Here is a 21605-nt window from a genome sequence, read left to right on the forward strand (position 1 = left end):
CGCCCCTGGGCGAGTCGGAGCGCGTGGCGCGCCGCCGTTTCCCGTCCGCCGGCATCGGGCATCTCAAGCCCGACGCGCGAGAGATGTGCGCGAGGCAGGCGTGTGCACGAAGGAGGCCGGGGGTGGCAATGGTCGTGGCCCGTGGGGTGCCCGATTCAGCGGCGGTGTTGGTACCGCACGCTCCGGTCGGGGTGTCCGCGGCTCGGCACCGTCTCGCCACCGACCTCGACGACCGCGGCATCGCCCGGGGCGTCGTGGACGACGCGGTGCTGATCCTCTCCGAATTGTTGAGCAACGCGCTGCGGCACGCTCGCGCGCTGCCCTCCGGCAACGTCCGCGCCGCGTGGTGGGTGCGCCCCGACGGCCTCCTCGCCATCGAGGTCACCGACGGCGGCAGCTCGACCCGCCCGCGCCAGGCCAGTCCGTCCCTGAGCGCGCACGGCGGCCGAGGATTGTCGATCATCGGCACCCTCGCCGCCGACTGGGGAGTGCGCGGCACCCCCGACGAGGTCACCGTGTGGGCGCTGGTCCCGATCGAGTCGAGCGCCGCCGACCGCCTGTGGGACGAATTCGACCTGGACGCGGTGGACCCCCTCGACTGACTCGCCCGGCCGGCCCGCCCGCCCCCGACCGTCCCGACCACCCACCCCCGTCGGCCGCGTGTTCGAGCGTCACCCCATGCCCGCGGAACTCAGTACCCTCGGATCCGGTGAGTCGTCGACCACCATCCCCCCGACACCGAGGCGGAGAGACCGCAGCATGGGCAAGAAGGCCGCGCTGAAGGGCCACACCGGCAACAAGACCCAGACCGCAGCCGCCACGGGATCCGTCCCGGCCGTCGGCGGTCGCGAACCCTGCCCGTGCAATTCGGGCCGCCGGTACAAGGCGTGTCACGGGCGCGAGGCGGCCTCCGCCGCCGAGACACTCGTCCTGCGTCCCTTCCAGGGACTGCCGAACGAGTGCGACTGGATCGCGCTGCGCGAGCTGGTCCCGGCCGCGACCGCACAGCTCAAGCTCACCGGCGAGCACGCCGAGCAAACCGTCACGCTTGCGACCGTGCTGCCGATGGCCTGGCCCGCGCTGCGGCGCGCCGACGGCAACATCCTGGTCGGCCTGCAGACGCACACCAGTTCGGGCGACGTCTCCCGGGACCTGGCGCACGCGCTGGAGCGCGCGCTCGCGCAGGAGGACGGCACGTCGGTGGCCCCCGGCCCGCTGCCCGAGTCGGGCGACCGCCTCCAGGACCTGCTCGACCTGTCCCACCCGCTGGAGATCACCGTCCACCAGGGCTTCGATTTCTGGGTGGACGACCCGACCGCGATGAACGCCGAGGTGAGCGCGTCGCTGGAGCGGGCGAACGCCGCGGCGATGCCGACCGTACGGCTGACCTCGGTCGACGCCGCGTACTGGTGCGGCACCACCGAGAAGAACCACCTGCGCTGGGTGATGCCGCACGCGGAGGAGGAACTGCTCGACGCGATCGCCCGGCTGCACGCGGCCGGCGAGTCGAGCCTGGGCGAGGGCACCCGCTTCGTCGGCTCGTTCCGCGCGCACGGGCTGCTCGTCCCGGTGTGGGACCTGCCGACCTCGATGTCCGCCGAGGACGTGGAGAAGCCGGCCCGCGAATTCGGCGAGCGTCTGGCCGCGGCGATGGCCGACACCAGCCCGCTGACGCCGCGTCAGCGCAGCGCCCGCAACGGTCTGCTGAACCGCCAGATCACCCTGAACTGACCCGAGGCAAACCCCTACCCGAGTACCCGGATCGACCCCGATCCGGGTACTCGGGCACATCCGCGGCCCACCACGCCGAACTCGGTTGGGGGCTCAGCCGGATTTTGCGACTCGGGGCACCAGCGACGGCGAGCCCACGACCGTGCCCTTCCCCCCGGCCCCCTCGCCCTTCACCGCGGCAGCCTCCGCCTTCGTCCCGGACGACGCCCCGCCGTCCTCCGACCGTGCCTCCACGGCCGCCGCCGGCAGCTCGACCACGACCGTCAGGCCCGCCCCCGGCGCGGTCTCGATCCGCACCTCGCCCCGGTTGGCGGCCACGCCCGCCCACACGATGGCCATGCCGAGACCACTGCCCGTGGCCGCGCCGGCGCCGCCCGCCGTACCGTTCGCACCGTGCTCCCGCGCGGCCCGGAAGAAGCGGTCGAAGATGCGCTCGGCGTCCTGCGGCCGCATCCCCGGCCCCTCGTCGCGCACCCGCAACACGACCCGCCGCTCCCCGCCGTCGCCCTTGCCTTCGCCCTCGCCCTCGCCGTCGGACACCGACACGTGCACGGCCGCGGACACCGGCGTATGTGTGCGCACGTTGGCCAGCAGATTGCCGACGATCTGGCGCAGCGTCGTCTCGTCGGCAAGCGCCACACACACCTCGGGTGTGTCCACGTGCACCGGCCGGTCCGGCTGCTGCGCGCTCAGGTCGGCGACCGCGTCGCGCACCACGCCCACCAGGTCGATCGGCCGCGACAACAACCGCGGACGCTGGTCCAGCCGGGCCAGCGCCAGCAGTTCGTCCACCAGCCGGGCCATGCGCTCGGCCTCGGCCGCCATCCGGCCCAGGGCCCGGGTGCGCTCCTCCTCCGACGCCAGCATGCCCTTCTCGTACAGCTGCAGGTAGCCGCGAATCGCCGCCAGCGGCGTACGCAGCTCGTGGGACGCGTCGGCCACGAACCGCTTGAGGTGCGACGCCGCGTGCTCGCGGATCTCGAACGCCGACTCGACCTGCTGCAACATCGCGTTCAACGCGGTCCGCAGCTGCTCGACCTCGCTGAACGAACGTTTGCGCGTACCCACACGCGCGGAAAGGTCGGGCCGGTCCGGGCCACCCTCGGCGATGCCCGACGCGGTTTCGACCATGTCCTCCAGGGGTCGCAGCCGCCACCGGGCACCGAAGTACATGAACGCGCCCAGCAGCACCAACAGGGCGCCTCCGGCCAACAGTTCGAAGTGGACCACCTTGTCCACCACACCGTCGACGTCCTCGGTCGAGCGGGCCAGCAGGATGTAGTGGCCGTCGCCGAGGCGGGCCGAGACGACCCGGTAGTGCTCACCCGCGAGCGAGACGGCACGCGGTTTGTCGTGCCACGCCGGGGCGCCCGGATCCCGGACCACCGCCGCCAGGGCCCGCTGCATGGCGTCGGGCATGCGGTCGCCGACCGGCAGGGCCACGCCCCGCTCGTCCACCAGCGCGAACGTCTTGCCGTCGAGACCGGCCGACATCAGCACCTCACGCAGACTCGCGGTCGAGGCGAGTACGGACAATTGCGCGGTGTTCAGACCGGTGCGCTCGATGCCGGTCCGGCCTGCGGTCAGGTCCTCGTCGACGCGGGACTCCAGGTAGTGCCGAATGCCCATCATGCTGAACCAGATCAGCAGCGCCAGCCCGATCGCGAGCACCGCGATGCTGCTCAGCGCCAGGTGCGCCCGCATGGCAACGATGTGCGGACGCTGCCGGGCCCGGCGCAGGAACCCCCGCCCCCGCGAACCCGGCGGCACGATCTCGTTGCAGCTCTCTTTCCCGCGCCCGCCGCTCATGCCCCGCGGTCCGCCGTCCGGCGCAGCCCGTACCCCACGCCGCGCCGTGTGGTGATCAGCGGCGGCCCGTCCGGCACGAGCGGGTCGAGCTTGCGGCGCAGGTAGGAGATGTACGTCTCCACCACCGTCGACTCCACCATGTGCTCGTACCGCCACACCTCGCGCAGCAGTTGCTCCTTCGGCACGATCCGGTCGCCGTGCCGGATCAGGTGGCGCAGCAGCGCGAACTCGGTCGGGGTCAGCTCCACGCCGCGCCCGCCCCGGCGCGCGGTGTACGTCGCCTCGTCCAACTCCAGGTCACCGTGCCGCAGTACGGGCGGCGGGGGCGGCGGCGTGCTCTCGTCCGGCGTCGGCCGGGTGCGCCGCAGCACCGCACGCGTGCGGGCGACCAACTCGTCGACGTTGAACGGCTTGGTGATGTAGTCGTCGCCGCCGAGGGTGAGCCCCTTGACCACGTCGGCGGGCGAATCCCGGGCGGTGAGGAACACGACCGCGATCTCCGGTCGTTCGGCGCGCAACACGCGGCACACCTGGCGTCCGTCACCGTCGGGAAGCGAGATGTCGAGGAGCACGACGTCGGGCCGCGCCGTCCGGGCCGCGGCCAGCGCCGCGTGCACACCGTCGGCCGTGACCACCTCGAACCCGTGGAAGCGCAGGGTGATCGCCAGGACGTCGGCGATGCTCGGCTCGTCCTCGACGACCAGGACCGTGGCGCCCGCGCGCGGCTGACTGCTGCTCATGTGCCCAGTATCCGGGGGAAGTTTGCGGAACCCCATGGGACAGCTTGAGAGCTTCCTGTGAGTCGACCGTGCGCCCGCCGGGCGACCCATCGCGCCGAACCAGTCTGGGCCCAGGACGCACGACCGGGCCGCGAGGCCCGCACGAGGAAGGAATCGACCATGGCCGCCTGGGCGCGATGGTGTCTCAAACATCGGTGGACGGTGCTGCTGCTGTGGACGGCCGCGCTGTTCGGCACGGTCGCGGCGAGCGCGGCTGCGGGCAGCGCGTACTCCAACGTGTTCAAGATCCCCGGGACCGAGTCCTCGACCGCGTACGAGCGCCTGCAGAAGGCCTTCCCCGACGCCTCCGGCGATGTGGACAACGTGGTGTGGCAGACCGAGCGGGGCAGCGTGCACGACGCCGCGGTCCGCGACCGGATGACCGCGCTGCTCGCCGACATCGCGCGGATGCCCGACGTCGGCCGGGTGGTCGGCCCGTACGACGCGGAGGGCGCCGGCCAGGTCAGCAAGGACGGCCGGATCGCGTTCGCCCAGGTCACCTTCGTCAAGCAGCAGTTCGAGCTGGAGACCGGAAATCTCAAGGACCTGATCGACCGCGCCGAGGCGGCTCGGGCGCCCGGACTGCGCGTCGAACTCGGCGGACCCGCGATCGAGGCCGCTCAGGAACCGCCGGCCGGACTCGCCGAGACGGTGGGTGTGGTCGCGGCGGGCGTCATCCTCTTCCTCGCCTTCGGATCCCTGTTCGCAATGCTGCTCCCGCTGATAAGCGGGGTGTTCGCGGTCGGTACCGGGATCGCGTCGGTGATCCTGCTCAGCCACGTCACCGACATCCCCGAGACCGCGACGCTCCTTGGCAGCCTGATCGGGCTCGGCGTGGGCATCGACTACGCCCTGTTCATCGTGACGCGGCATCGCAACGGCCTCAAGGCGGGGCTCACGCCCGAGGAGGCGGCGGTGCGCGCGCTGGACACCTCCGGCCGGGCCGTGGTGTTCGCCGGCGGCACGGTGTGCGTCGCGCTGCTCGCGCTGTTCACCGTCGACATCACCCTGTTCGACGGCATCGCGATCAGCACCACGCTCGTCGTGGTGCTCACCGTGCTCGCCTCCTCCACCCTGCTGCCCGCGCTGCTCGGCCTGCTCGGCCCGCGTGTGCTCAGCCGCCGCGAACGCCGGCAGTTGGCCGCGCGGTCCGCGGCCGGCGCCGCCCTGCCGGGCGAGGAGGTCGGGCGCACCGCGGCGCGCTGGGCCCGCCTGGTGCAGCGTCGCCCCCGCATCCTGGGTCTGGTCGCGCTGGTGGTCATGGGGCTGCTGGCGATCCCGGCCCTGTCGCTCCGGCTCGGCGCCAACGACCAGGGCAATCAGCCCACTTCCCAGACCGTGCGACAGGCCTACGACATGCTCGCCGAGGGCTTCGGTCCGGGCTTCAACGGCCCGCTGCTGATGGTCGCCGAGCTGCACGGTCCGCAGGACCGGCAGGCGCTGGACGCGCTGATCGCCGACGTCCGCCGCACCCCCGGCGTGGTGCGTGTGGTCGAGGCGCCGGTGCCCGCCGACGCCGGCGGCCTCGCCGCCGAGACCCGGGCCATCCAGGTCGTGCCGTCGACCTCGCCGCAGGCCGAGGCCACCGACAAGCTGATCGACACCCTGCGCGACCGCACCGTGCCCACCGCCGCCGAGGGCAGCACGCTGAAGGTGCACATCGGTGGCGAGACCGCGTTGCAGAAGGACTTCGCCGCCGTGGTCGGCGACCGTATGCCGGGGTTCATCGCCCTGATCGTGGGGCTGGGCGCGCTGCTGATGCTGATCGCCTTCCGCAGCGTGCTGGTACCGCTGACCGGCGCGCTGATGAACCTGATCGCCGCGTGCGCGTCGTTCGGCCTGCTGGTCGCGATCTTCCAGTGGGGCTGGGGGATGGACCTGCTCGGGCTGGGCAAGGAGGGGCCGATCATCTCCTTCCTGCCGGTCATCATGCTGCCGCTGCTGTTCGGGCTGTCGATGGACTACCAGGTCTTCCTGGTCAGCCGGATGCACGAGGAGTGGCTGCACACCGGCGACAACGCCCGGGCGGTACGCGTGGGTCAGGCCGGCACCGGGCGGGTGATCAACTCGGCCGCGCTCATCATGATCTTCGTGTTCTCCTCGTTCGTGCTCAGCGGCGACCGCGGCGCGATGATGGCCGGGCTCGGCTTGGCGGGCGCGGTCGCGCTGGACGCGTTCATCCTGCGCATGTTGCTCGTCCCCGCCCTGATGCACCTCCTCGGCCGCGCCAACTGGTGGTTGCCCGGATGGCTCGACCGGGTGTTGCCGCACGTGGCGGTGGACCCGCCCGAGCGGCCCGTCGGCGACTCGCCGGGCACCAAGGAGGACCCGCGCGAGGAGATGGTTCCGGCCGGTCGATAGCGGACCGGATCCGGCCGGCGTGCCCGTGTCGGCGCCGGACCGAAAATCACCCGCACGCCCGGCAATCGGGCGTGCGGGCTCGGTCACGACCGGCCGAGGAGGGCCCCGGATTGGAGATCCGCCGGCTTGTTGTTACCTTTGAAGCAGCTCGGTCGCTGATGCATCCCCCGTCTTCAGCGGCCGGGCCCTTCGATTTTCCGGGCCTTTTCCGCTTTCGCGCCGCGCGCTTTCCGCATAGACCGACCGGAATTTTTTCCACCGTTTCCCGGTGAATTCTCCGCATTCGTCGGTCACTGCCCCGGTCGTTTTCGGCGTGCCGCCGGACCGGCGTGCCGCGGTGCCGCGGGTCAGCGTTGAGCGGTCGCCGACCCCGCACGGAGCAGCTTGTTCAGGCCGTCCTTGGAGGCCAACTCGGCCACCGCGGACCAGCCGTCGAGGCTCTTGGCGGTGCGCACGCGCGGGCTGTCGCAGCGACCCTCGGTGTCCTTGGGCTCGACCGTGCAGGTCACCCGCAGCGTGGTGCCGCCGGGCTGGAGCACGCTCATCACCAACAACAGCGGGTCGGGCGTGGGGTTTCGGTAGTAGACCCGGCCCCAGGCCTCCGAGCCGTCGCGCTCGACACAGGTCTGCGCACGGACGCCCTTGGGACCGTCGATCGCCTTGCCGCACACGCTCTCCGTGCCGGCGGCCGGCGAAGTGGCCGCGGGTGTACCGGACTTGGCGGCGGGCTTGCCGCCGAGCAACTCCAGCAGTCCGGCCGAGCCGGAACGGTCGCTCTCGGCGACACCGTTGCCGAAGTCGGCGGCCTTGTTCGCGCTCGGGCGGGTGCTCGGTCCCGAGTCGGCGGTGTGGCGGCCCTTGTCCGGGCCCACCGAGTCCGCGGAGGCGGCGGCGAGCGGGACGACGAGGCACAGGCCCACGACCGCGCCCAGGGCCACGGTGCGGACGTGACCGGTGCGTGGGCGCTGCATGGTGTCTCCTAGCGCGCGAAGCCCCCTTCCACATCCGGCCCGACGAGCGGGACTTCGGTGCGGAACGGGGCCGGAATGATCGGCGCGCCGAGCCTATCGCGCCGCCACGACGTGCAGCGATCACCACATGTTGCGGTTACGCCACAACGATCACTCCACCGCGTGACGGCGCGCCCTTTTCGCACCCGGGTTCGGGCTCCGCGGATCGGGCTGTACGGATCGGGTTGTACGGGTCGACTGTACGGATCAGGCTCTGGGCTCGGCGTGTTGGCAGGTGTCCACCAGCGTGCGGACCAGGTCCGCCACGGCGGGCAACCACGGCCCGCCCGCCGTCGGATCACCCGACGGCGCCGGTGGTCGGGCCCAGCGCAACTGGCCGCCCTGCACCCGCGACGGCGGCAGCGCGAGATAGCCGCCGTCGCCGTGGAAGCGCAGGGTCGAGGGCACCATGCCGTACCGATCGAGTCCGTATCGGTCCAGCAGGTCACCCAGTTCGCCCAACTCGTAGGGCTCGACCAGGAACGCGTAGCGGCCCGGCGCGGCGACGACCGGTCCGGTACGCACACCGAGCCGGGCGAGTTGGTCGAGCGAGCGGGCACCGGCTTCCGACGGCACACTCAACGCCGCCACCCGCCCACCCGTCGCCAGGATCACCGACGCGTCCGGTGACTGCTGCCACCACCAACGCGCCATGCGTTCATCACAGGTGGCCGCGAGCAGGGGAGGTTCACCCGGATGGGCGCCCGGCACACGGCAATCGGTCGCACCACATCGACACACGCCCGACCAGCGGTCATATCCGACGCCGGGAACCACGGGCCAGCGCCATCTCGCACACGTCAGCACGGCCGACATCAATGCGGTGCGTTCCCTCCGTCGTCTTCCGAGGATCTCGCGCAGCATGCGCTCGTTCCTTTCCGTGAACGTGGAAGCACTATGCGTGATACTCAGGTACTCCGCAGCCGACCATGACGAGGCGGCTTGGCGGCACATGGCGCGAGGTGGCGCAGGGGTGGCGAATTACGGCGCCCGGTACGGGTGTTGCCCTCGCGAATCGGCCCCGAGGCGGGAGATGGGGGCTCCCGAGCGGACCGTTGTGCCATCCGTTGCTGCGGTTTGCGCTGCGGTTGGGTCGGTTGGTCTCTGCCTGCGCCGGCACCGCGTCCGAATCGACACCGCGCCTGTTCCAGCACTCCTCACCGAGGACGACGAACGGCCGGCCCTCGGAGGTTCCGCAGATGTCACGAGACCGCGATCACAGGATCTCCTGGAGCATACCCGCGATGTGGCTCCCTTCCGTTGTACCCCCATCCCCTCGGACCTTCACGCCGCCGCGCCGCGGCGTTGGGCAGTACGGGTGGAACCCGTGTCATCCGGATCAATGGCGAGCGACTCGTAGGATCACGCCATGGCGGAGCACACGACCGGCACACCGACCGGCGACACGGCCGTGGTGATCCCGGCATACGACGAGGCACGGCGGATCACGGCCACGGTCGAGGCGGCACGCTCGATCACGGGCGTGGATCTCGTGGTGGTGGTGGACGACGGGTCCGCGGACGACACGGCCGGACTCGCCCGGGCGGCCGGCGCGGTGATCGCCCGGCACGGCCGCAATCGCGGCAAGGCCGGGGCGATGGAGACCGGCGCCGCCGTGGTCGCCGCGATCGACCTGCGCGAGGGCCGGGAGCGCCCGCGTCACCTGCTGTTTTTGGACGCGGACCTGGAGGGTACGGCCGCCGCCGCGGCGGCGCTGGTCGAGCCGGTGCGGGCCGCCGGGGCGGCGATGACCATCGCGGTGTTGCCGCCGCAGGCGCGGGCCGGCGGCGGGCACGGGTTCGTGGTGCGCGCCGCCCGCGACGGGATCGCCCGGGCCAGCGGGTTCGCCGCGACCCAGCCGCTGTCCGGGCAGCGCTGTCTGACCCGCGAGGCGTTCGAGGCGGCGCTGCCGCTCGCGGACGGGTTCGGCGTGGAGACGGGGCTGACGATCGACCTGGTCCGCAAGGGGTTCGCGGTCGAGGAGGTCGAGGTCGAGTTGCACCACCGGGTCACCGGCACCGACTTCGCCGCGCAGCGCCATCGGGCCCGGCAGTACGCGCACGTGGCCCGCGCGCTGGCCGCGCGGGGCGCGGCCGGAGCGCTGCCCGGGGCGATCCGCGGGCGTGGCTGAACCGGTGACCGCACGGCGCACCCAGGCACGTCGGCCGTCGATGTTTCACGTGGAACACCCGTTTGGGTGTATCGCGCTGGGCCTGTGCGCGCTCGCGGTCGGCCTGCTCGTGCTGACCGGGCTGCTCGGGCCCTCCGCCGCCCAGCCACCGCTGCCGGGCGGGCCGTCGTGGTTGCCGCCGTATCGGTTCACCGCCCGTCCCGCCGCCGGTACGGTCACCGGCCTGCTGCTCGCGTCGGCCCTGCTCGGCGCGCTCGGCCTGGGTCTGGCGCTGCGCGAGCTCCGGCGCGGCTGGGCGCCGGATCCGGGTCGGCTCACCGTCGGCGGAGCGGTGGCCGCGCTCGCGGTGGTGTGCGTGCCGCCGATGGGGTCGGCCGACCATCTGGTCTACGCCGCGTACGGCCGACTCGCGGCCACGGGCGGCGACCCGTATCGGGACACCGCTGCAACGCTGGTGCGCGACGGGGATCCGGTCGGGCGCGCGGTCGAGGCACCCTGGACGGACGTGCCGTCGGTGTACGGGCCGGTGGCCACGGCCGAGCAGTGGCTCGCCGCCCGGCTCGGCGGCTCCTCGGTGCACACGATCGTGCTGGTGCTGACCCTGCTCGGCGCGGCGGCGTTCGTACTGACCGGGCTGCTGCTCCAGCGGGCGGCCGGCGCCGATCGGGTGGCCCGGGCGCGGGTGGCGATCCTGTGGTCGGCCAATCCGCTGCTGTTGTTCGTCGCGGTGGGCGCCGGCCATCTGGACGCGTTCGCGCTGGTGTTCGCGGTGGGCGCGCTGCTCGCGGTGCGCCGCTCGCCCGTGCTCGCGGGTGTCCTGGTCGGCCTCGCCTGCGCGGCGAAGGTGTCGCTCGGGTTGTACGTCCTCGCTCTCGCGTGGGGCCTGCGCGGGCGTCCGCGCGCGCTCGCCGCGCTGCTCGGCTCGGCGCTCGCGGTGGGGGTGGTGACCTATCTGCCGGTCGGGCTCGGCGCGTTCGACCAGCTGCGGGAGAACACGAAGCTGGTCTCGCTCGCGGTCCCGCTGCGGCTGGTGCTCAAGCCGATGGAGTCCGCCTTCGGGCACGACCCGGCGCGCTCGCTGATCGGGCTGCTCGGCTGGGTGCTGGGCGCGCTGGTGGTGTGGTTGCTGGCCCGCACCGCCGCCCGGGCCCGGCCCGCGGCGATGGACGCCGTCCTGCGCGACAGCGCCGCCGCGGCCGCGTTGTTGTCCCTGGCCTGGCTGCTGACCACCCCGTACAGCCTGCCCTGGTACGACGTGGCCGCGTGGGCGCCGCTGGTGTTGCTCGCCCCGTCCGCGCTGGACGGGCTGCTCCTGGCCCGCACCACGCTCCTGGTGTGCGCCTACGTCCCGGGCCGGGTGGTCCCGCTGCCGGACGTGGTGGACACCCTCCAGCGCACCGTGCGCGGCACCGTCGGCCCGTGGGCGGGCGCCGCGATCCTGGTCGCGGTGGTGCTGGTCAGTCGACGCGCGGGCGGGCCTCCACTGCCGCGATCACCGCGATCGCCAGCGGTGCCGCGATCGTGAGCGCGACCGCCGGGATCTGGATGCCGGAGTCGTTCACCGCGTAGCCGACCACCGCGGTCACCCAGCACGCGATCAGCGTCGAGCGCAGCCACGGCACCGCCGCGAAGGCCCGGGCCAGGGCCGGCGCGCGCCACTTGAGCGGATCACGCACGGCGAGCACGAGCAGGACGAACGCCACCGGGATCAGCAACGTGAACGGCGTGGTGAACGAGTGCAGGTTGCCCATCACCTTGCGGTGGAGCGTGTCGCCGGCGGCGCCGTCGACGACCTCCTGGACGAAGCGGCCCAGGTGCGAACGGCTCGCCGCCGGGCGCAGCCAGTCCAGCACCGCGATCACACCGATCACCACGACCGCGCCGAGCGCGACCAGGCCGACCCTGCCCCAGGAGATCCGGGTGCCGGTGAGCAGCAGGCCGAGCACCGCCAGGCCGGGGATCAGCGCGAGCACGCCACCGAAGTCGCTGCCGAACGCGGGCCATCCGTCGGCCAGGACCGCCACCGCCCCGACCACCGAGAGCACCACGACCGCCGCCCGCCGCCGGCCGGCCGCGAGCAGGTGTGCCGTGGGCCACGCGACGGCGAGCACGACGGCCATCGCGAAGATCGTCCAGGCGACGTTGCCGAAGCCATAGAACCGGCCCGCGACCAGCGGGGACAGCCCGAACAGGGTGTTCATCTGGAGCGGTGAGCCGAGCATCACGTCGCCCGCCAGAATCACCGCGGTGGCCGCGGCGACCGCGCCGGCCGGGCCGTACGGATGCCGGCGCCACGGCCCGAGCAGCGCGCCGGCGGTCAACGCGGCGGCGAACGCCACGGTGAGCCCGAGCAGCGCCCACGCCGGGTCGCCGCTCTTCTCCCACGGCACCAGCCCGACCAGGAAGGACCCCCCGGGGATGGCGCCGAAGAACACCCCGATCCCGGTCGCGGCGCGTATCACCGCGGCGCGCGCCCGGGTGCGCCCTCGGCGGCCGAACCGCACGGCGAGCCACAGCGCCACGGCCGCGCAGACGAGCGGCAGCAGGGTGATCCAGGTGAAGAAGTACCAGACCTCGCGCACCGTGCGCGACGCCTGCGCGCCCACGTCGAACAGCCCCAACTCGTCGATCGCGCTTTGCCCGGAGGGTCCGGAGACGCGCGTGTACACCGCGCCGACCAACTCGCTCGGCGCGTCGATGCCCAGCGGCGCAAGCAGGCTCGGGGCCAGGTCGGTGAGCTGGACCATGCCGTCGTCGCGGGTCGAGGTCGCGGTCAGGTAGCCGGAATCGAAGGCATGACCGGCCGAGGTGCCTGGGCCCGACACGAGCAGTGCGCGCAGGTGCGGGGTGCCGGTGTCGTCGGCGAGGCCGGCCACCACGAGTTGGGTGCGCGGCGGCAGCAGGGCGGCGATCCGGCCCACCTGCGCGTCCACCGCGCGCAGCCGGTCGGCGCGCGCGATCCCGGGGCCGGTCAGGCCGCCGAGGTCGACCAGGGTCAGCGCGGAGCGCTCGATCAGGGCAGTGTCCACCGCGGCCGGGTCGGGCCGGTAGTCGGCGCGGACCCGACCGGCCTTGTCCGCGCTCGCGTAGGCCGCGCCGGGGCCGACCGCGGTGACCGCCCCGCCGTGCTCGGCGACCGAGGCGGCGAGTTGCCCGAACCGGGGGTTGTAGCCGAACGAGTCGTTGCGCTTGACGATCGCGCGCATGTTCGGCACGGTCGCCGACCCGTCCGGGGCGAGCGTCGGCGGCAGCGGCTCGGCACACGGCTCGGCGCTCTTCGCGCTGGTGCGGTTGTCCGTCGAGCGTGCCCCCGCGCCGGTGGTGAGCCACCCGTCGACGGGACACGCGCGCGGATGCACGGTTCGTACCGACATCGCGGCCGAGGTCGAACGACCGGCCAGCGCGGCCAGCGCAGGGGTGCCCCGGCCGTCGATGTCGGCCCAGCTCAGCCCCGGGATCCCGAGCAGGACGACGTGGTCGGCGCCGGCCGCGCGGGCCGGCGCGGCACCGGCCTGCGCGGGCAGCGCCACGAGCGCGATCAGCGCCGTGAGCGCGGCGAGGCCCCACCGGACAGGGCCTGGCAGCAACCGGAGGGGACGAGCGATCACGGGTGCTGCTCCTCGACGTACGCGGCCTACACGGGGATGAATGGTCGCCCCAGGCTATGCGTCGCCGTCCGCCGCCACGCTCAGGGCAGCAGACCGGCCGCGTACGCCGCCGCGGTCGCCGCGCCCATCACCACCTTGACCGGGCGGCCGAGCGTGGCCGCCGCTGCGGCCACGTCCTCGTATTCCGGCTGGGCATTGACCACCCGGCCCTCGAACATCGCGGTCTTGACCCGCACCGGCAGGCCCTCCACCCGGACCGTGCCGAACTCGCGGTCCAGGGCCCGCTTCGCCACCGGCACGATCCGCGCGCCTATCGTCGAGGTCTCCACGAACACCGTGTGCAGCGCCGCGTCCACCCGATCCGCCGGGACCAGGACACACAGGGTGTGCGCGGGCCGGCCCTTCTTCATCAGGATCGGCACCAACCACGCGTCGCCGGCACCGATCGCGAGCAGTTTGCTCAGCACCGCCGGCCACAGGCGCGGGTCGAGGTCGTCCACGTTCGTCTCGATCAGCACGTCCTCGCCGGCCGGCCGCTCCCGCTCGACCGCGTAGCGCTCGCCGAGCACGACCCGCAGGATGTTCGGCACCTCCTCGACCCGCCGACTGCCCGCACCGGTCCCGTCGGCGGTGATCCGCAGCGCCGGCAGCGGCCCCCAGGACCGGCAGACCGAGGTGAGCAGGGCCGCCCCGGTGGGCGTGCACATCTCGTACGGCGCCGGGCCCGCGTAGACCGGGGCCGCGGCCATCCGCATCAACTCCAGGACCGCCGGCACCGGGACCGGAAGCACCCCGTGCGCCGCCCGCACGCTGCCGCTGCCGAGCGCGACCGGCGAGCCGACCGCCTCCTCGATCCCGAGCGCGTGCAGCGCAGTGCACGTACCGACCACGTCGGCGATCGCGTCGAGCGCGCCGACCTCGTGGAAGTGCACCTCCTCCGGCAGGCACCGGTGCGCCCGGGCCTCGGCGCGCGCGAGCCGGTCGAACACGTCGTGCGCGCGCTCGTGCACGGGCTCCGGCAGATCGGCACGGTCGAGCAGCACCCGCACGTCGTGCCAGGTGCGGTGCACGTGGGTGTGCACGGTCTTGACCCGGGCGCGGGTGGCCGCGATCCCGTGTCGATCGGTGCGCTCGGCGGTGATCAGGATCGGTTCGACGCCCACCGCGTCGACAGCTTGCTGGACGGCCTCCAGCGGGGCGCCGGCGTCGATCAGGGCCCCGAGCAGCATGTCGCCGCTCGCACCGGCCTGGCACTGAAACCATGCGATGGCCAAGCGGATACCTCCCGTCGCCGCCACTTTCGCAGCCATCGGGAGGTCCTGCCGGAAAAACGGTGAAGCGACCGAAAGCGACCGGTTTCTTGCCCTTGACGGTGCATTTTGCCGCGCGCTTGGCGGCGCGCCCGAAATTCGTATTCCCGCCGAATATTCGGATACCGACTACGGCGTCGCGCCGCCTCGTTTCGGACCGGCGGCGCGCGCGACCCGGGCGGCGAACACGCCCGCGCCGAATCCGTTGTCGATATTGCACACCGCGACCCCGGGCGCGCACGAGTTGAGCATCGCGAGCAGCGCGGCCAGTCCGCCGAAGGAGGCGCCGTAGCCCACGCTGGTGGGCACCGCGAGCACCGGTACCGAGACCAGGCCCGCCACCACGCTCGGCAGCGCGCCCTCCATGCCCGCGACCACCACCAGGCAGTCCGCGGCGTCGAGTTCGGCGTGTACCGCGAGCAGCCGGTGGATGCCGGCCACGCCCACGTCCTCGATCCGCTCCACCTCGGCGCCGAACAGCCGCGCGGTGAACGCCGCCTCGCCGGCGACCGCCACATCGGAGGTGCCCGCCGAGACGACCCGGACCAGGCCGCGCGTGGCGGGCGGCTCGCCCACCGCAACACACGTGCCGCTGTCGTCGGTGTACGCCTCGCCGGGAAACGCCGCGTACACCGCGTCGACCACGGCGGCCGACGCGCGCGTCGCGAACGCCGGACGCCGGCTTGCCGCACGCAGCCGGTGGAACAGCGCGACGGTCTGCTCCGGGGTCTTCCCGGCCGCGAAGACCACCTCGGGGTCTCCGGTGCGCAGTTCCCGGTGGGTGTCCACCCGGGCGAAGCCGAGATCGGCGAAACCCGCCGTCGGCGCCCGTACGAGGTCGTCGAGCGCCTCGTCCACGCCCGCCTCCCCGGCGGCCACGCGGTCGAGCAGTTCCCTCACCTCGGCCCGGTTCACTGCCCCGATCGTAGCCCTGGACCCGAACAGCCTTGCCACGCCCACCCGTTGCAGCCGCGCCGGCGGCCGGTCAGGAGACCGGGACCAGCGCGTCCTTGCGCCAACGCAGCGTCTTCTCGAAGCGCAACACCGCACCGCGCCGGGGATGGTTGCTCAGTTGCACGTGATCGGTCATCGCCCGGATCAGCATCAGGCCACGACCGTTCTCCGCGCCCGGACCGGCCATCGCCGGCAGGCCGCGCAGGCGCTCCACGGAGAACCCCGGGCCGCCGTCGATGATCTCGACCCGACAGCAGTCACCGGTGATACCGGCCCGGATCTGGTATTCCGAATACGGTCCGCCCCGGGCGTGCTCCACGACATTCGCGCAGGCCTCGGACAGGGCGAGGCCGATCTCCATCGCGATCTCGCGATCCACCCCCGCCGTCTCCATCGCGCCGACAAGAAGTCTGCGCGCCATCGGCACGCTCGCCGTATCCCGTGGCAGGTGGACAGTCCACCTCATGTCCATGAGCGGCCTTTCGACATCTCCGGAACTGCGGCCGAATCCGGCCCACCGCATCGACGGGCAGGCACACCTGGTTTTATTGCCGCCGGTCGGTCCCGGTATGCGCACCTCACGCGATCGGTCGTCAATACGCTGTAAAGACGATTCGTTCGGCCGCATCGCGCGGACCTCGCGGGCCGTCGGGGCCGGGCTCGGCCGCCCGTCGGGGCGGACGGAAAGTTTTCGGCCCCGGGGTCGAAGGCGCGTCGCGCGATGAGACGATGGGGCGTCATGCAGGCCGTGTCCGTACCTTTCCGCGCCGTGCGCGCCGCCGTGTTCTCGGCGGTCTGCGCCGCGCTCGCGGCATGCGGTCACGCGTGGATGTCGACCGCGCCGCTGCCGCTGTGGGCGCCGGTCGCCGGCTTCGGCGTGGTGTTCGTGTCGGCCTTCGCCGGCGCGGGCCGACAACGCTCGTTCGGCTCGATCACCGCGCTGCTCGCGGTCGGCCAACTCGCGCTGCACACCCTCTTCACCTATGCGGCCGCCGCCCGGGCCGCCGGGACGGTCGGCGCGGGCGGCTCGACGTCGAGCGGTCTGCTCGACCGGCTCCTGTGCGGGCCCCGGGACTCGGCCGGGCACGTCCTGCTGCCGGCCGGCTGGACGCCCGAGGCGATCGTGCGCAGCACCCGGGTGGATCCGACGCTGCTCGCGAGCGAACCGGCCGGCGGACACCACCACATGTCCGGCTCCGGGCCGATGTTGCTCGATGGTGGCACCGGCATGTTGTGCGCGCACCTGGTCGCGGCGCTGCTCACGGGCTGGTGGTTGCGGCGCGGCGAGGCGGCGCTGTTCGCCCTGATCACGCTGGCGTCGGCGCCGCTGCGGGTGGTGCTCGCGGTGCTGTTCGGCCCGGTCGTCCCGGTCGCCGCGACCCCGGGCCCGGCCCGGCGCACCGGTGCGGCGGCGGACCCGGCCACGGATCAGATTCTGCTCCGGCACGCGGTGACCCGGCGCGGGCCGCCGGTGGAGTACGCGCTCGCCTGCTGATCCCGCCCACCGGGTGCCGGATCGGCGGTGGCGCGCGTCCGCCTTCCTGTCGTCCCCACCCGTACCGCGGGGTGCCCTCGTGCGCCCGCGGCCGGATCATCCATGGAGCAGACATCCCATGACCATGTCCATCACGCGTCGCCGCCTGTCCGTGATCGCGGCCTCGGCCGGCGCCGGTGTGCTGCTGTTCGCCGGCTCCGCCGCCGCGCACGTGAGCGTGCAGCCGGGCACCGCCGACCAGGGCTCGTACGCCAAGGTCGCCTTCCGGGTCCCCAACGAGCGCGACGACGCGGGGACCACCAAGCTCGAGGTCACCCTGCCCGCCGACAAGCCGCTCACCTCGGTGCAGACCAGGGCGATGCCCGGCTGGAAGGCCGAGGTCGAGAAGACCAAGCTGACCACCCCGATCGACAACCACGGCAAGCCGCTCACCGAGGTGGTCTCCAAGATCACCTGGACCGCGGACGCCGGCACCCGGGTCAACCCGGGCACGTTCGAGGACTTCGAGGTGTCCATGGGCAAGCTGCCCACCGACACCGACAAGCTGGTGTTCAAGGCGGTGCAGACCTACGACAGCGGCGAGGTGGTGCGCTGGATCGACCTGGCGGGCGCCGACGGCAAGGAGCCGCAGTACCCCGCGCCGGTGCTCAAGCTCGCCGCCAAGACCGGTGCCACGGCACCCGCCGCGGCACCCGCCACCGCCCAGGCGACCAAGCCCGCCGACGGCAAGGCGAGCGTCGCCGCGGTCGCCGAGGACAACAGTGACGACTCCACCGCGCGCACCCTGGGCGTGGTCGGCATCGTGGTCGGCGTGCTCGGCCTGGGCGCCGGTGTGTTCGCCGTCCTGCGCGCGTCGCGGCGCCCCGGCTCGGCCTGATCCTCGCGGTCCCGCCGCGGACCGCGGTCGCCACCGCGGTCCGCGGCGGAGAAGTCCCGGCCCGGGTCGCCCCGCACGGATGTGCTCCGTGCCCGCGACCCGGGCCACCGGGCCCGCGCCGACGCCGGACGCGTCGGGCACGAGCCCCCGGCAGCAACGACCTGGAGAACGATGAGCAACGCAAGCAAGTCCCTCGGCCGGGGCCGCCGCACCGGTCTTCGCCTCGCCGCCCTGGCCGCGGCCGGGCTGCTGCTCGCCACGGGCTGCAACGATTCCGGCAAGAGCGACAGCGGCGCCCCGGTGAAGGTGCGCGAGAGCAAGTCCAAGTACAAGGGCATCGCGGTCGACCCGCCGTGGACCAAGCCCGAACTCACGCTGACCGACACCTCGGGACAGCCGTACGACTTCCGGGCCAAGACGGCCGGGCGCACCACCCTGCTCTACTTCGGCTACACGCACTGCCCGGACGCGTGCCCCACCGTGATGGGCGACATCGTGCGCGCGCTCGGCAAGTTGCCCCCGCAGGACCGGGCCACGGTCGACGTGGTGTTCGTGACCACCGACCCGGAGCGGGACACCCAGGCGGCCCTGCGCGAATGGCTCGACTCGCTGGACAAGTCGTTCGTCGGGCTGACCGGCCCGTTCGACAGGATCCAGGCCGCGGCCCGCCAGGTCGGGGTCTCCATCGAACCGGCGACCACCGGCCCCGACGGCAAGGTCGTCAGCACCCACGGCACCCAGGTGATCGCGTTCGGCCCGGACAACCAGGGCCCGGTCATGTACAGCGCGAGCAGCGGGCTGACCCCGGACGGCACGCCGAACGGCAACTCGTCCGACGACTTCGCGCACGACCTGCCCCTGCTGATCCACCCCGAGGACACCAAGAAGTGAAGCTCTTCCCCCTCCCCCGCAAGGCCGTCCCGCTCGCAGTCGGCGGTGTGCTGGCGCTCGGGATCGGCGGTGTGCTGGTGGCCTGCGCCGACTCCGGCTCCTCCTCGTCGACCAAGACGGACGACCGCAAGACCGCCGCGGGCGCCGCCCAGGGCGCGCCCCGGCTGCGCATCGTCGACCCGTACATCCCGCAACCCTCCTCGGCGGACGTCGCGGCGGGCTACCTGATCGTGCAGAACGACGGCGACACGGCCGACCGCCTGCTGTCGGTGGCCAGCCCGCTCTCCGGCGAGGTGATGCTGCACCAGACCAGCGGGAACTCGATGCAGCACGTGCCGGGCCTGGACGTGCCCGCGCACGGCAGGGGTGTCCTGGCCCGCGGCGGCAACCACATCATGTTCATGAATCCGAACAAGTCCGTGAAGAAGGGCGACACCGTGCCGCTCACGCTCACGTTCCAACACACCGGGCCGGTCACCGTGCAGGTGCCGGTGCTCGGGGTGACCGAACGGCCCGGCGACGCGCCGGCCCCGGGTGCGTCCGCGCCGGGCGCATCGGAGGCCGGCCCGCCCGCCGCGCCGCCCGCTCCGGCGACGGGCACGCCCGCGGAAGACCACACGGGTCATGCGGGCCACTGACCCGGCCGGGCGACCGGTCCCGGCGTCGACCCCGGCCCCGATGCGTGGCGGGGGCGGCCGGCGGGTGCTCGCATGGGTGCTCGCGCTGCCCGTGCTGCTCGCCGCGCTCGTGCTCGGCGGCGCCGGGGCCGCGTCGGCGCACGCCGTCCTGGAGTCGTCCAACCCGGCGTCCGGGTCGACCCTGACCGCCGCGCCGGCTTCCGTCACGCTGAGGTTCAGCGAGGGCGTGGAGATCGGGCTCGGCGGGGTCAAGGTGTTCGACCCCAGCGGCACCCGGGTGGACAACAACCAGACCAAGCACGGCCCCGACGGCGACACCACCGTGGTCGCCCCGCTCCGGGGCGGCCTGCCGACCGGCACCTTCACCGTCGCCTGGCGCGCGGTCTCGGCCGACTCGCACCCGATCTCCGGCGCGTTCACGTTCAACATCGGCCAGGCCTCGGGCGGGGTGAACGTCGGCGATCTGACCGACGACGGCTCCACCGCGACCGACGTACTGGAGCGGGCCGCGACCGGGGTCGCGTATCTGTCCTTCGCGGTGCTCGGCGGCGCGGTGTTGTTCCTGCTGATCGCCCGGCCCGCCGCGATGGGTCGGTTCCGGGTCTGGCTGCTCGTGTCCGGCGCGTGGGGCGGGCTGTTGCTGTCCTCGCTCGCGGTGCTGATGCTGCACGGCCCGAACGCGTCCGGGCTCGGTCTGTCGTCGGCGTTCGACGCGGACGTGTTGCGCGCCACGCTGGACACCAAGCTGGGCAAGGCGATCGCGGCGCGGGTGTTGCTCCTGGGCGCCGCCGGCGCGCTGCTCGGCTGGTTGATCGCCTCGCTCGCGGACGCCTCCGTGCGCACCCGGCGGATCGTCGTCGGCGGCTGGGCGGTGTTGTGCACCGCGATCGCGATCACCTGGCCGATCGCCGACCACGCGTCGGTGGGCCGTCAGGTGGAGCCGGCGATGGCCGCGGCCGTCGTGCACCTGCTGGCGATGTCCACCTGGCTGGGCGGGTTGGCGATGGTGGTCACGCTGGTGGTGCGACCGGGCGATCCGGCGCCGGGCACCGGGCTCGACGTGCCCTCGGTACGGGTCTTCTCCCGGACCGCGTTCGTATCGGTGTGCGTGCTCGTGGCCACCGGGTTGTACGCGGCCTGGCGGCAGGTGGGTTCGTTCGCCGCGCTGTTCGACACCACGTTCGGCCTGCTCCTGGTGTTCAAGGTCGACCTGGTGCTGCTGATGCTGGCCGGTGCCTGGGTCTCCCGGCGCTGGCTGATGCGGCACATCGAGGCGACGGCCGGCCGATCCCCGATCGGCAAGGGCGCGGCGGGCGGCCCGAAGTGGGCGGTGTTGCGCAAGGCGGTGGTGATCGAGGCCGCGCTGGCCATCGCCGTGCTCGGGGTCACCACGGTGCTCACGGACACCGAACCGGGCCGCACCGCGCACGAGCGCAAGCAGGTGGAGGCGGCGGGGCCGGTCAGCCGCAGTGTCCCGTTCGACGCCGGCGGCGCGGCGGGCAAGGGCAGGCTCGACATCACCGTCGACCCGGCCCGGGTCGGTCCCAACGAGTTGCACATCTACTTCGCCGACCCGATCGGACAGATCCGCGAGGTCGAGGAGTTGACCGTGTCGATGGCACTGCCGGGCAAGGGCATCGACGGCGCCGACGTCCAGGTGCGTCGGGGCGGTCCCGGGCACTGGCTGGGCGATCTGTCCATGCCGATGGCCGGTCGCTGGGAGTTGTCGTTCGCGATCCGTACCTCCGATGTCGACCGGATCACCGTGACGGTGCCCGTGGAGGTCAGGTGAGGCACGTACGCCGGATCCTGCTGCTGTGCGTCGGGGTGTTGCTCTGCCTGGCGCCGGCCGGCAGCGCGGTGGCGCAGGAGTTGTCCGGCCAGGGGCCGAGCAACTTCCACACCGTGATGACCTCGCCGGGCGATCTCGCGCCGGGCCTGACGGTGCGGGTGATCGAGAACGGCGCGCGCATGCAGGTGCGCAACACCGGTCCGCAGGACGTGATCGTGC

Annotated in this window: 18 protein-coding genes; 10 read left to right on the forward strand and 8 right to left on the reverse strand. The window is 73.1% G+C overall.

What is annotated here, in order from left to right:
- Positions 1-128 precede the first annotated feature (128 nt).
- Both ACWGR4_RS14615 and ACWGR4_RS14620 read left to right on the forward strand, forming a co-directional pair.
- Entirely contained in the window at positions 129-602 is a 474-nt protein-coding gene (locus ACWGR4_RS14615) for an ATP-binding protein (RefSeq protein ID WP_078976390.1), read from the forward strand.
- Positions 603-759: 157 nt separating this feature from the next.
- Positions 760-1731: a DUF5926 family protein gene (locus ACWGR4_RS14620; protein WP_452132255.1), complete on the forward strand. Its 972-nt coding sequence runs from the start codon at positions 760-762 to the stop codon at positions 1729-1731.
- 93 nt (positions 1732-1824) lie between these two features.
- Here the strand turns inward: ACWGR4_RS14620 and ACWGR4_RS14625 are convergent, their stop codons facing one another.
- Both ACWGR4_RS14625 and ACWGR4_RS14630 read right to left on the reverse strand, forming a co-directional pair.
- Complete coding sequence (locus tag ACWGR4_RS14625; RefSeq protein WP_452132256.1) at positions 1825-3540, reverse strand: sensor histidine kinase; 1716 nt, start codon at positions 3538-3540, stop codon at positions 1825-1827.
- Positions 3537-4280, reverse strand: a complete 744-nt coding sequence (locus ACWGR4_RS14630) for a response regulator transcription factor (RefSeq protein WP_380003227.1) — start codon at positions 4278-4280, stop codon at positions 3537-3539. Before ACWGR4_RS14630 ends, ACWGR4_RS14625 begins: the two co-directional genes overlap by 4 nt.
- A gap of 159 nt (positions 4281-4439) precedes the next feature.
- Here ACWGR4_RS14630 and ACWGR4_RS14635 point away from each other — a divergent pair, with 159 nt between their 5' ends.
- Complete coding sequence (locus ACWGR4_RS14635; RefSeq protein ID WP_452132257.1) at positions 4440-6680, forward strand: MMPL family transporter; 2241 nt, start codon at positions 4440-4442, stop codon at positions 6678-6680.
- 347 nt (positions 6681-7027) lie between these two features.
- Here ACWGR4_RS14635 and ACWGR4_RS14640 read toward each other — a convergent pair whose 3' ends face one another.
- Together ACWGR4_RS14640 and ACWGR4_RS14645 are read right to left on the reverse strand one after the other, a co-directional pair.
- Entirely contained in the window at positions 7028-7651 is a 624-nt protein-coding gene (locus ACWGR4_RS14640) for a hypothetical protein (protein ID WP_452132258.1), read from the reverse strand.
- Positions 7652-7897: 246 nt separating this feature from the next.
- On the reverse strand, positions 7898-8644 hold the full coding sequence (locus ACWGR4_RS14645) for a bifunctional DNA primase/polymerase (protein WP_380003230.1): 747 nt from the start codon (positions 8642-8644) through the stop codon (positions 7898-7900).
- A gap of 415 nt (positions 8645-9059) precedes the next feature.
- On the opposite strand from ACWGR4_RS14645, the gene ACWGR4_RS14650 reads away from it, so the two are divergent.
- On the forward strand, positions 9060-9821 hold the full coding sequence (locus tag ACWGR4_RS14650) for a glycosyltransferase family 2 protein (RefSeq protein WP_452132259.1): 762 nt from the start codon (positions 9060-9062) through the stop codon (positions 9819-9821).
- Between the two features lie 49 nt (positions 9822-9870).
- The gene (locus tag ACWGR4_RS14655) at positions 9871-11346 is read left to right on the forward strand and encodes a glycosyltransferase 87 family protein (RefSeq protein ID WP_452132260.1); all 1476 of its coding nucleotides are present in this window, start codon (positions 9871-9873) and stop codon (positions 11344-11346) included.
- Here ACWGR4_RS14655 and ACWGR4_RS14660 read toward each other — a convergent pair.
- The 4 genes from ACWGR4_RS14660 to ACWGR4_RS14675 form a co-directional block, all read right to left on the reverse strand.
- Positions 11279-13429, reverse strand: coding sequence for a hypothetical protein (locus tag ACWGR4_RS14660; RefSeq protein ID WP_452132261.1), 2151 nt, complete (start codon positions 13427-13429; stop codon positions 11279-11281). The genes ACWGR4_RS14655 and ACWGR4_RS14660 overlap by 68 nt on opposite strands.
- Positions 13430-13509: 80 nt before the next feature.
- On the reverse strand, positions 13510-14739 hold the full coding sequence (gene larC, locus ACWGR4_RS14665) for a nickel pincer cofactor biosynthesis protein LarC (protein WP_452134206.1): 1230 nt from the start codon (positions 14737-14739) through the stop codon (positions 13510-13512).
- Positions 14740-14868: 129 nt separating this feature from the next.
- Positions 14869-15654 (reverse strand): nickel pincer cofactor biosynthesis protein LarB, encoded by a 786-nt coding sequence (gene larB, locus ACWGR4_RS14670; protein WP_380003235.1) that lies wholly within the window; start codon positions 15652-15654, stop codon positions 14869-14871.
- Between the two features lie 70 nt (positions 15655-15724).
- Positions 15725-16159, reverse strand: a complete 435-nt coding sequence (locus tag ACWGR4_RS14675; protein WP_452132263.1) for an ATP-binding protein — start codon at positions 16157-16159, stop codon at positions 15725-15727.
- 255 nt (positions 16160-16414) lie between these two features.
- Here ACWGR4_RS14675 and ACWGR4_RS14680 point away from each other — a divergent pair, with 255 nt between their 5' ends.
- The 5 genes from ACWGR4_RS14680 to ACWGR4_RS14700 all read left to right on the forward strand — a co-directional run bounded on the left by ACWGR4_RS14680 (position 16415) and on the right by ACWGR4_RS14700 (position 21386).
- Positions 16415-17188 carry a hypothetical protein gene (locus ACWGR4_RS14680; RefSeq protein ID WP_452132264.1) on the forward strand — a complete coding sequence of 258 codons (774 nt, stop codon included), beginning with the start codon at positions 16415-16417 and terminating at the stop codon, positions 17186-17188.
- 118 nt (positions 17189-17306) lie between these two features.
- Positions 17307-18065, forward strand: coding sequence for a YcnI family copper-binding membrane protein (locus ACWGR4_RS14685; RefSeq protein ID WP_380003238.1), 759 nt, complete (start codon positions 17307-17309; stop codon positions 18063-18065).
- Positions 18066-18236: 171 nt separating this feature from the next.
- Positions 18237-18956 carry an SCO family protein gene (locus ACWGR4_RS14690; RefSeq protein WP_380003239.1) on the forward strand — a complete coding sequence of 240 codons (720 nt, stop codon included), beginning with the start codon at positions 18237-18239 and terminating at the stop codon, positions 18954-18956.
- Positions 18953-19594, forward strand: coding sequence for a copper chaperone PCu(A)C (locus ACWGR4_RS14695; RefSeq protein WP_452130081.1), 642 nt, complete (start codon positions 18953-18955; stop codon positions 19592-19594). The genes ACWGR4_RS14690 and ACWGR4_RS14695 overlap by 4 nt, the downstream gene beginning before the upstream one ends.
- Positions 19595-19634: 40 nt before the next feature.
- Positions 19635-21386 (forward strand): copper resistance CopC/CopD family protein, encoded by a 1752-nt coding sequence (locus tag ACWGR4_RS14700; RefSeq protein ID WP_452130082.1) that lies wholly within the window; start codon positions 19635-19637, stop codon positions 21384-21386.
- Positions 21387-21605: the final 219 nt, after the last annotated feature.

The organism is Embleya sp. NPDC055664, assembly GCF_053618075.1.

Excerpts from the sequence above, each read along its gene's own strand:
- ACWGR4_RS14615 (WP_078976390.1), top strand. The coding sequence starts at position 129 with ATGGTCGTGGCCCGTGGGGTGCCCGATTCAGCGGCGGTGTTGGTACCG.
- ACWGR4_RS14620 (WP_452132255.1), top strand. The coding sequence starts at position 760 with ATGGGCAAGAAGGCCGCGCTGAAGGGCCACACCGGCAACAAGACCCAG.
- ACWGR4_RS14625 (WP_452132256.1), bottom strand. The coding sequence starts at position 3,540 with ATGAGCGGCGGGCGCGGGAAAGAGAGCTGCAACGAGATCGTGCCGCCG.
- ACWGR4_RS14630 (WP_380003227.1), bottom strand. The coding sequence starts at position 4,280 with ATGAGCAGCAGTCAGCCGCGCGCGGGCGCCACGGTCCTGGTCGTCGAG.
- ACWGR4_RS14635 (WP_452132257.1), top strand. The coding sequence starts at position 4,440 with ATGGCCGCCTGGGCGCGATGGTGTCTCAAACATCGGTGGACGGTGCTG.
- ACWGR4_RS14640 (WP_452132258.1), bottom strand. The coding sequence starts at position 7,651 with ATGCAGCGCCCACGCACCGGTCACGTCCGCACCGTGGCCCTGGGCGCG.
- ACWGR4_RS14645 (WP_380003230.1), bottom strand. The coding sequence starts at position 8,644 with ATGTGCCGCCAAGCCGCCTCGTCATGGTCGGCTGCGGAGTACCTGAGT.
- ACWGR4_RS14650 (WP_452132259.1), top strand. The coding sequence starts at position 9,060 with ATGGCGGAGCACACGACCGGCACACCGACCGGCGACACGGCCGTGGTG.
- larC (WP_452134206.1), bottom strand. The coding sequence starts at position 14,739 with ATGGCTGCGAAAGTGGCGGCGACGGGAGGTATCCGCTTGGCCATCGCA.
- ACWGR4_RS14675 (WP_452132263.1), bottom strand. The coding sequence starts at position 16,159 with ATGAGGTGGACTGTCCACCTGCCACGGGATACGGCGAGCGTGCCGATG.
- ACWGR4_RS14680 (WP_452132264.1), top strand. The coding sequence starts at position 16,415 with ATGAGACGATGGGGCGTCATGCAGGCCGTGTCCGTACCTTTCCGCGCC.
- ACWGR4_RS14685 (WP_380003238.1), top strand. The coding sequence starts at position 17,307 with ATGACCATGTCCATCACGCGTCGCCGCCTGTCCGTGATCGCGGCCTCG.
- ACWGR4_RS14690 (WP_380003239.1), top strand. The coding sequence starts at position 18,237 with ATGAGCAACGCAAGCAAGTCCCTCGGCCGGGGCCGCCGCACCGGTCTT.
- ACWGR4_RS14700 (WP_452130082.1), top strand. The coding sequence starts at position 19,635 with ATGCGTGGCGGGGGCGGCCGGCGGGTGCTCGCATGGGTGCTCGCGCTG.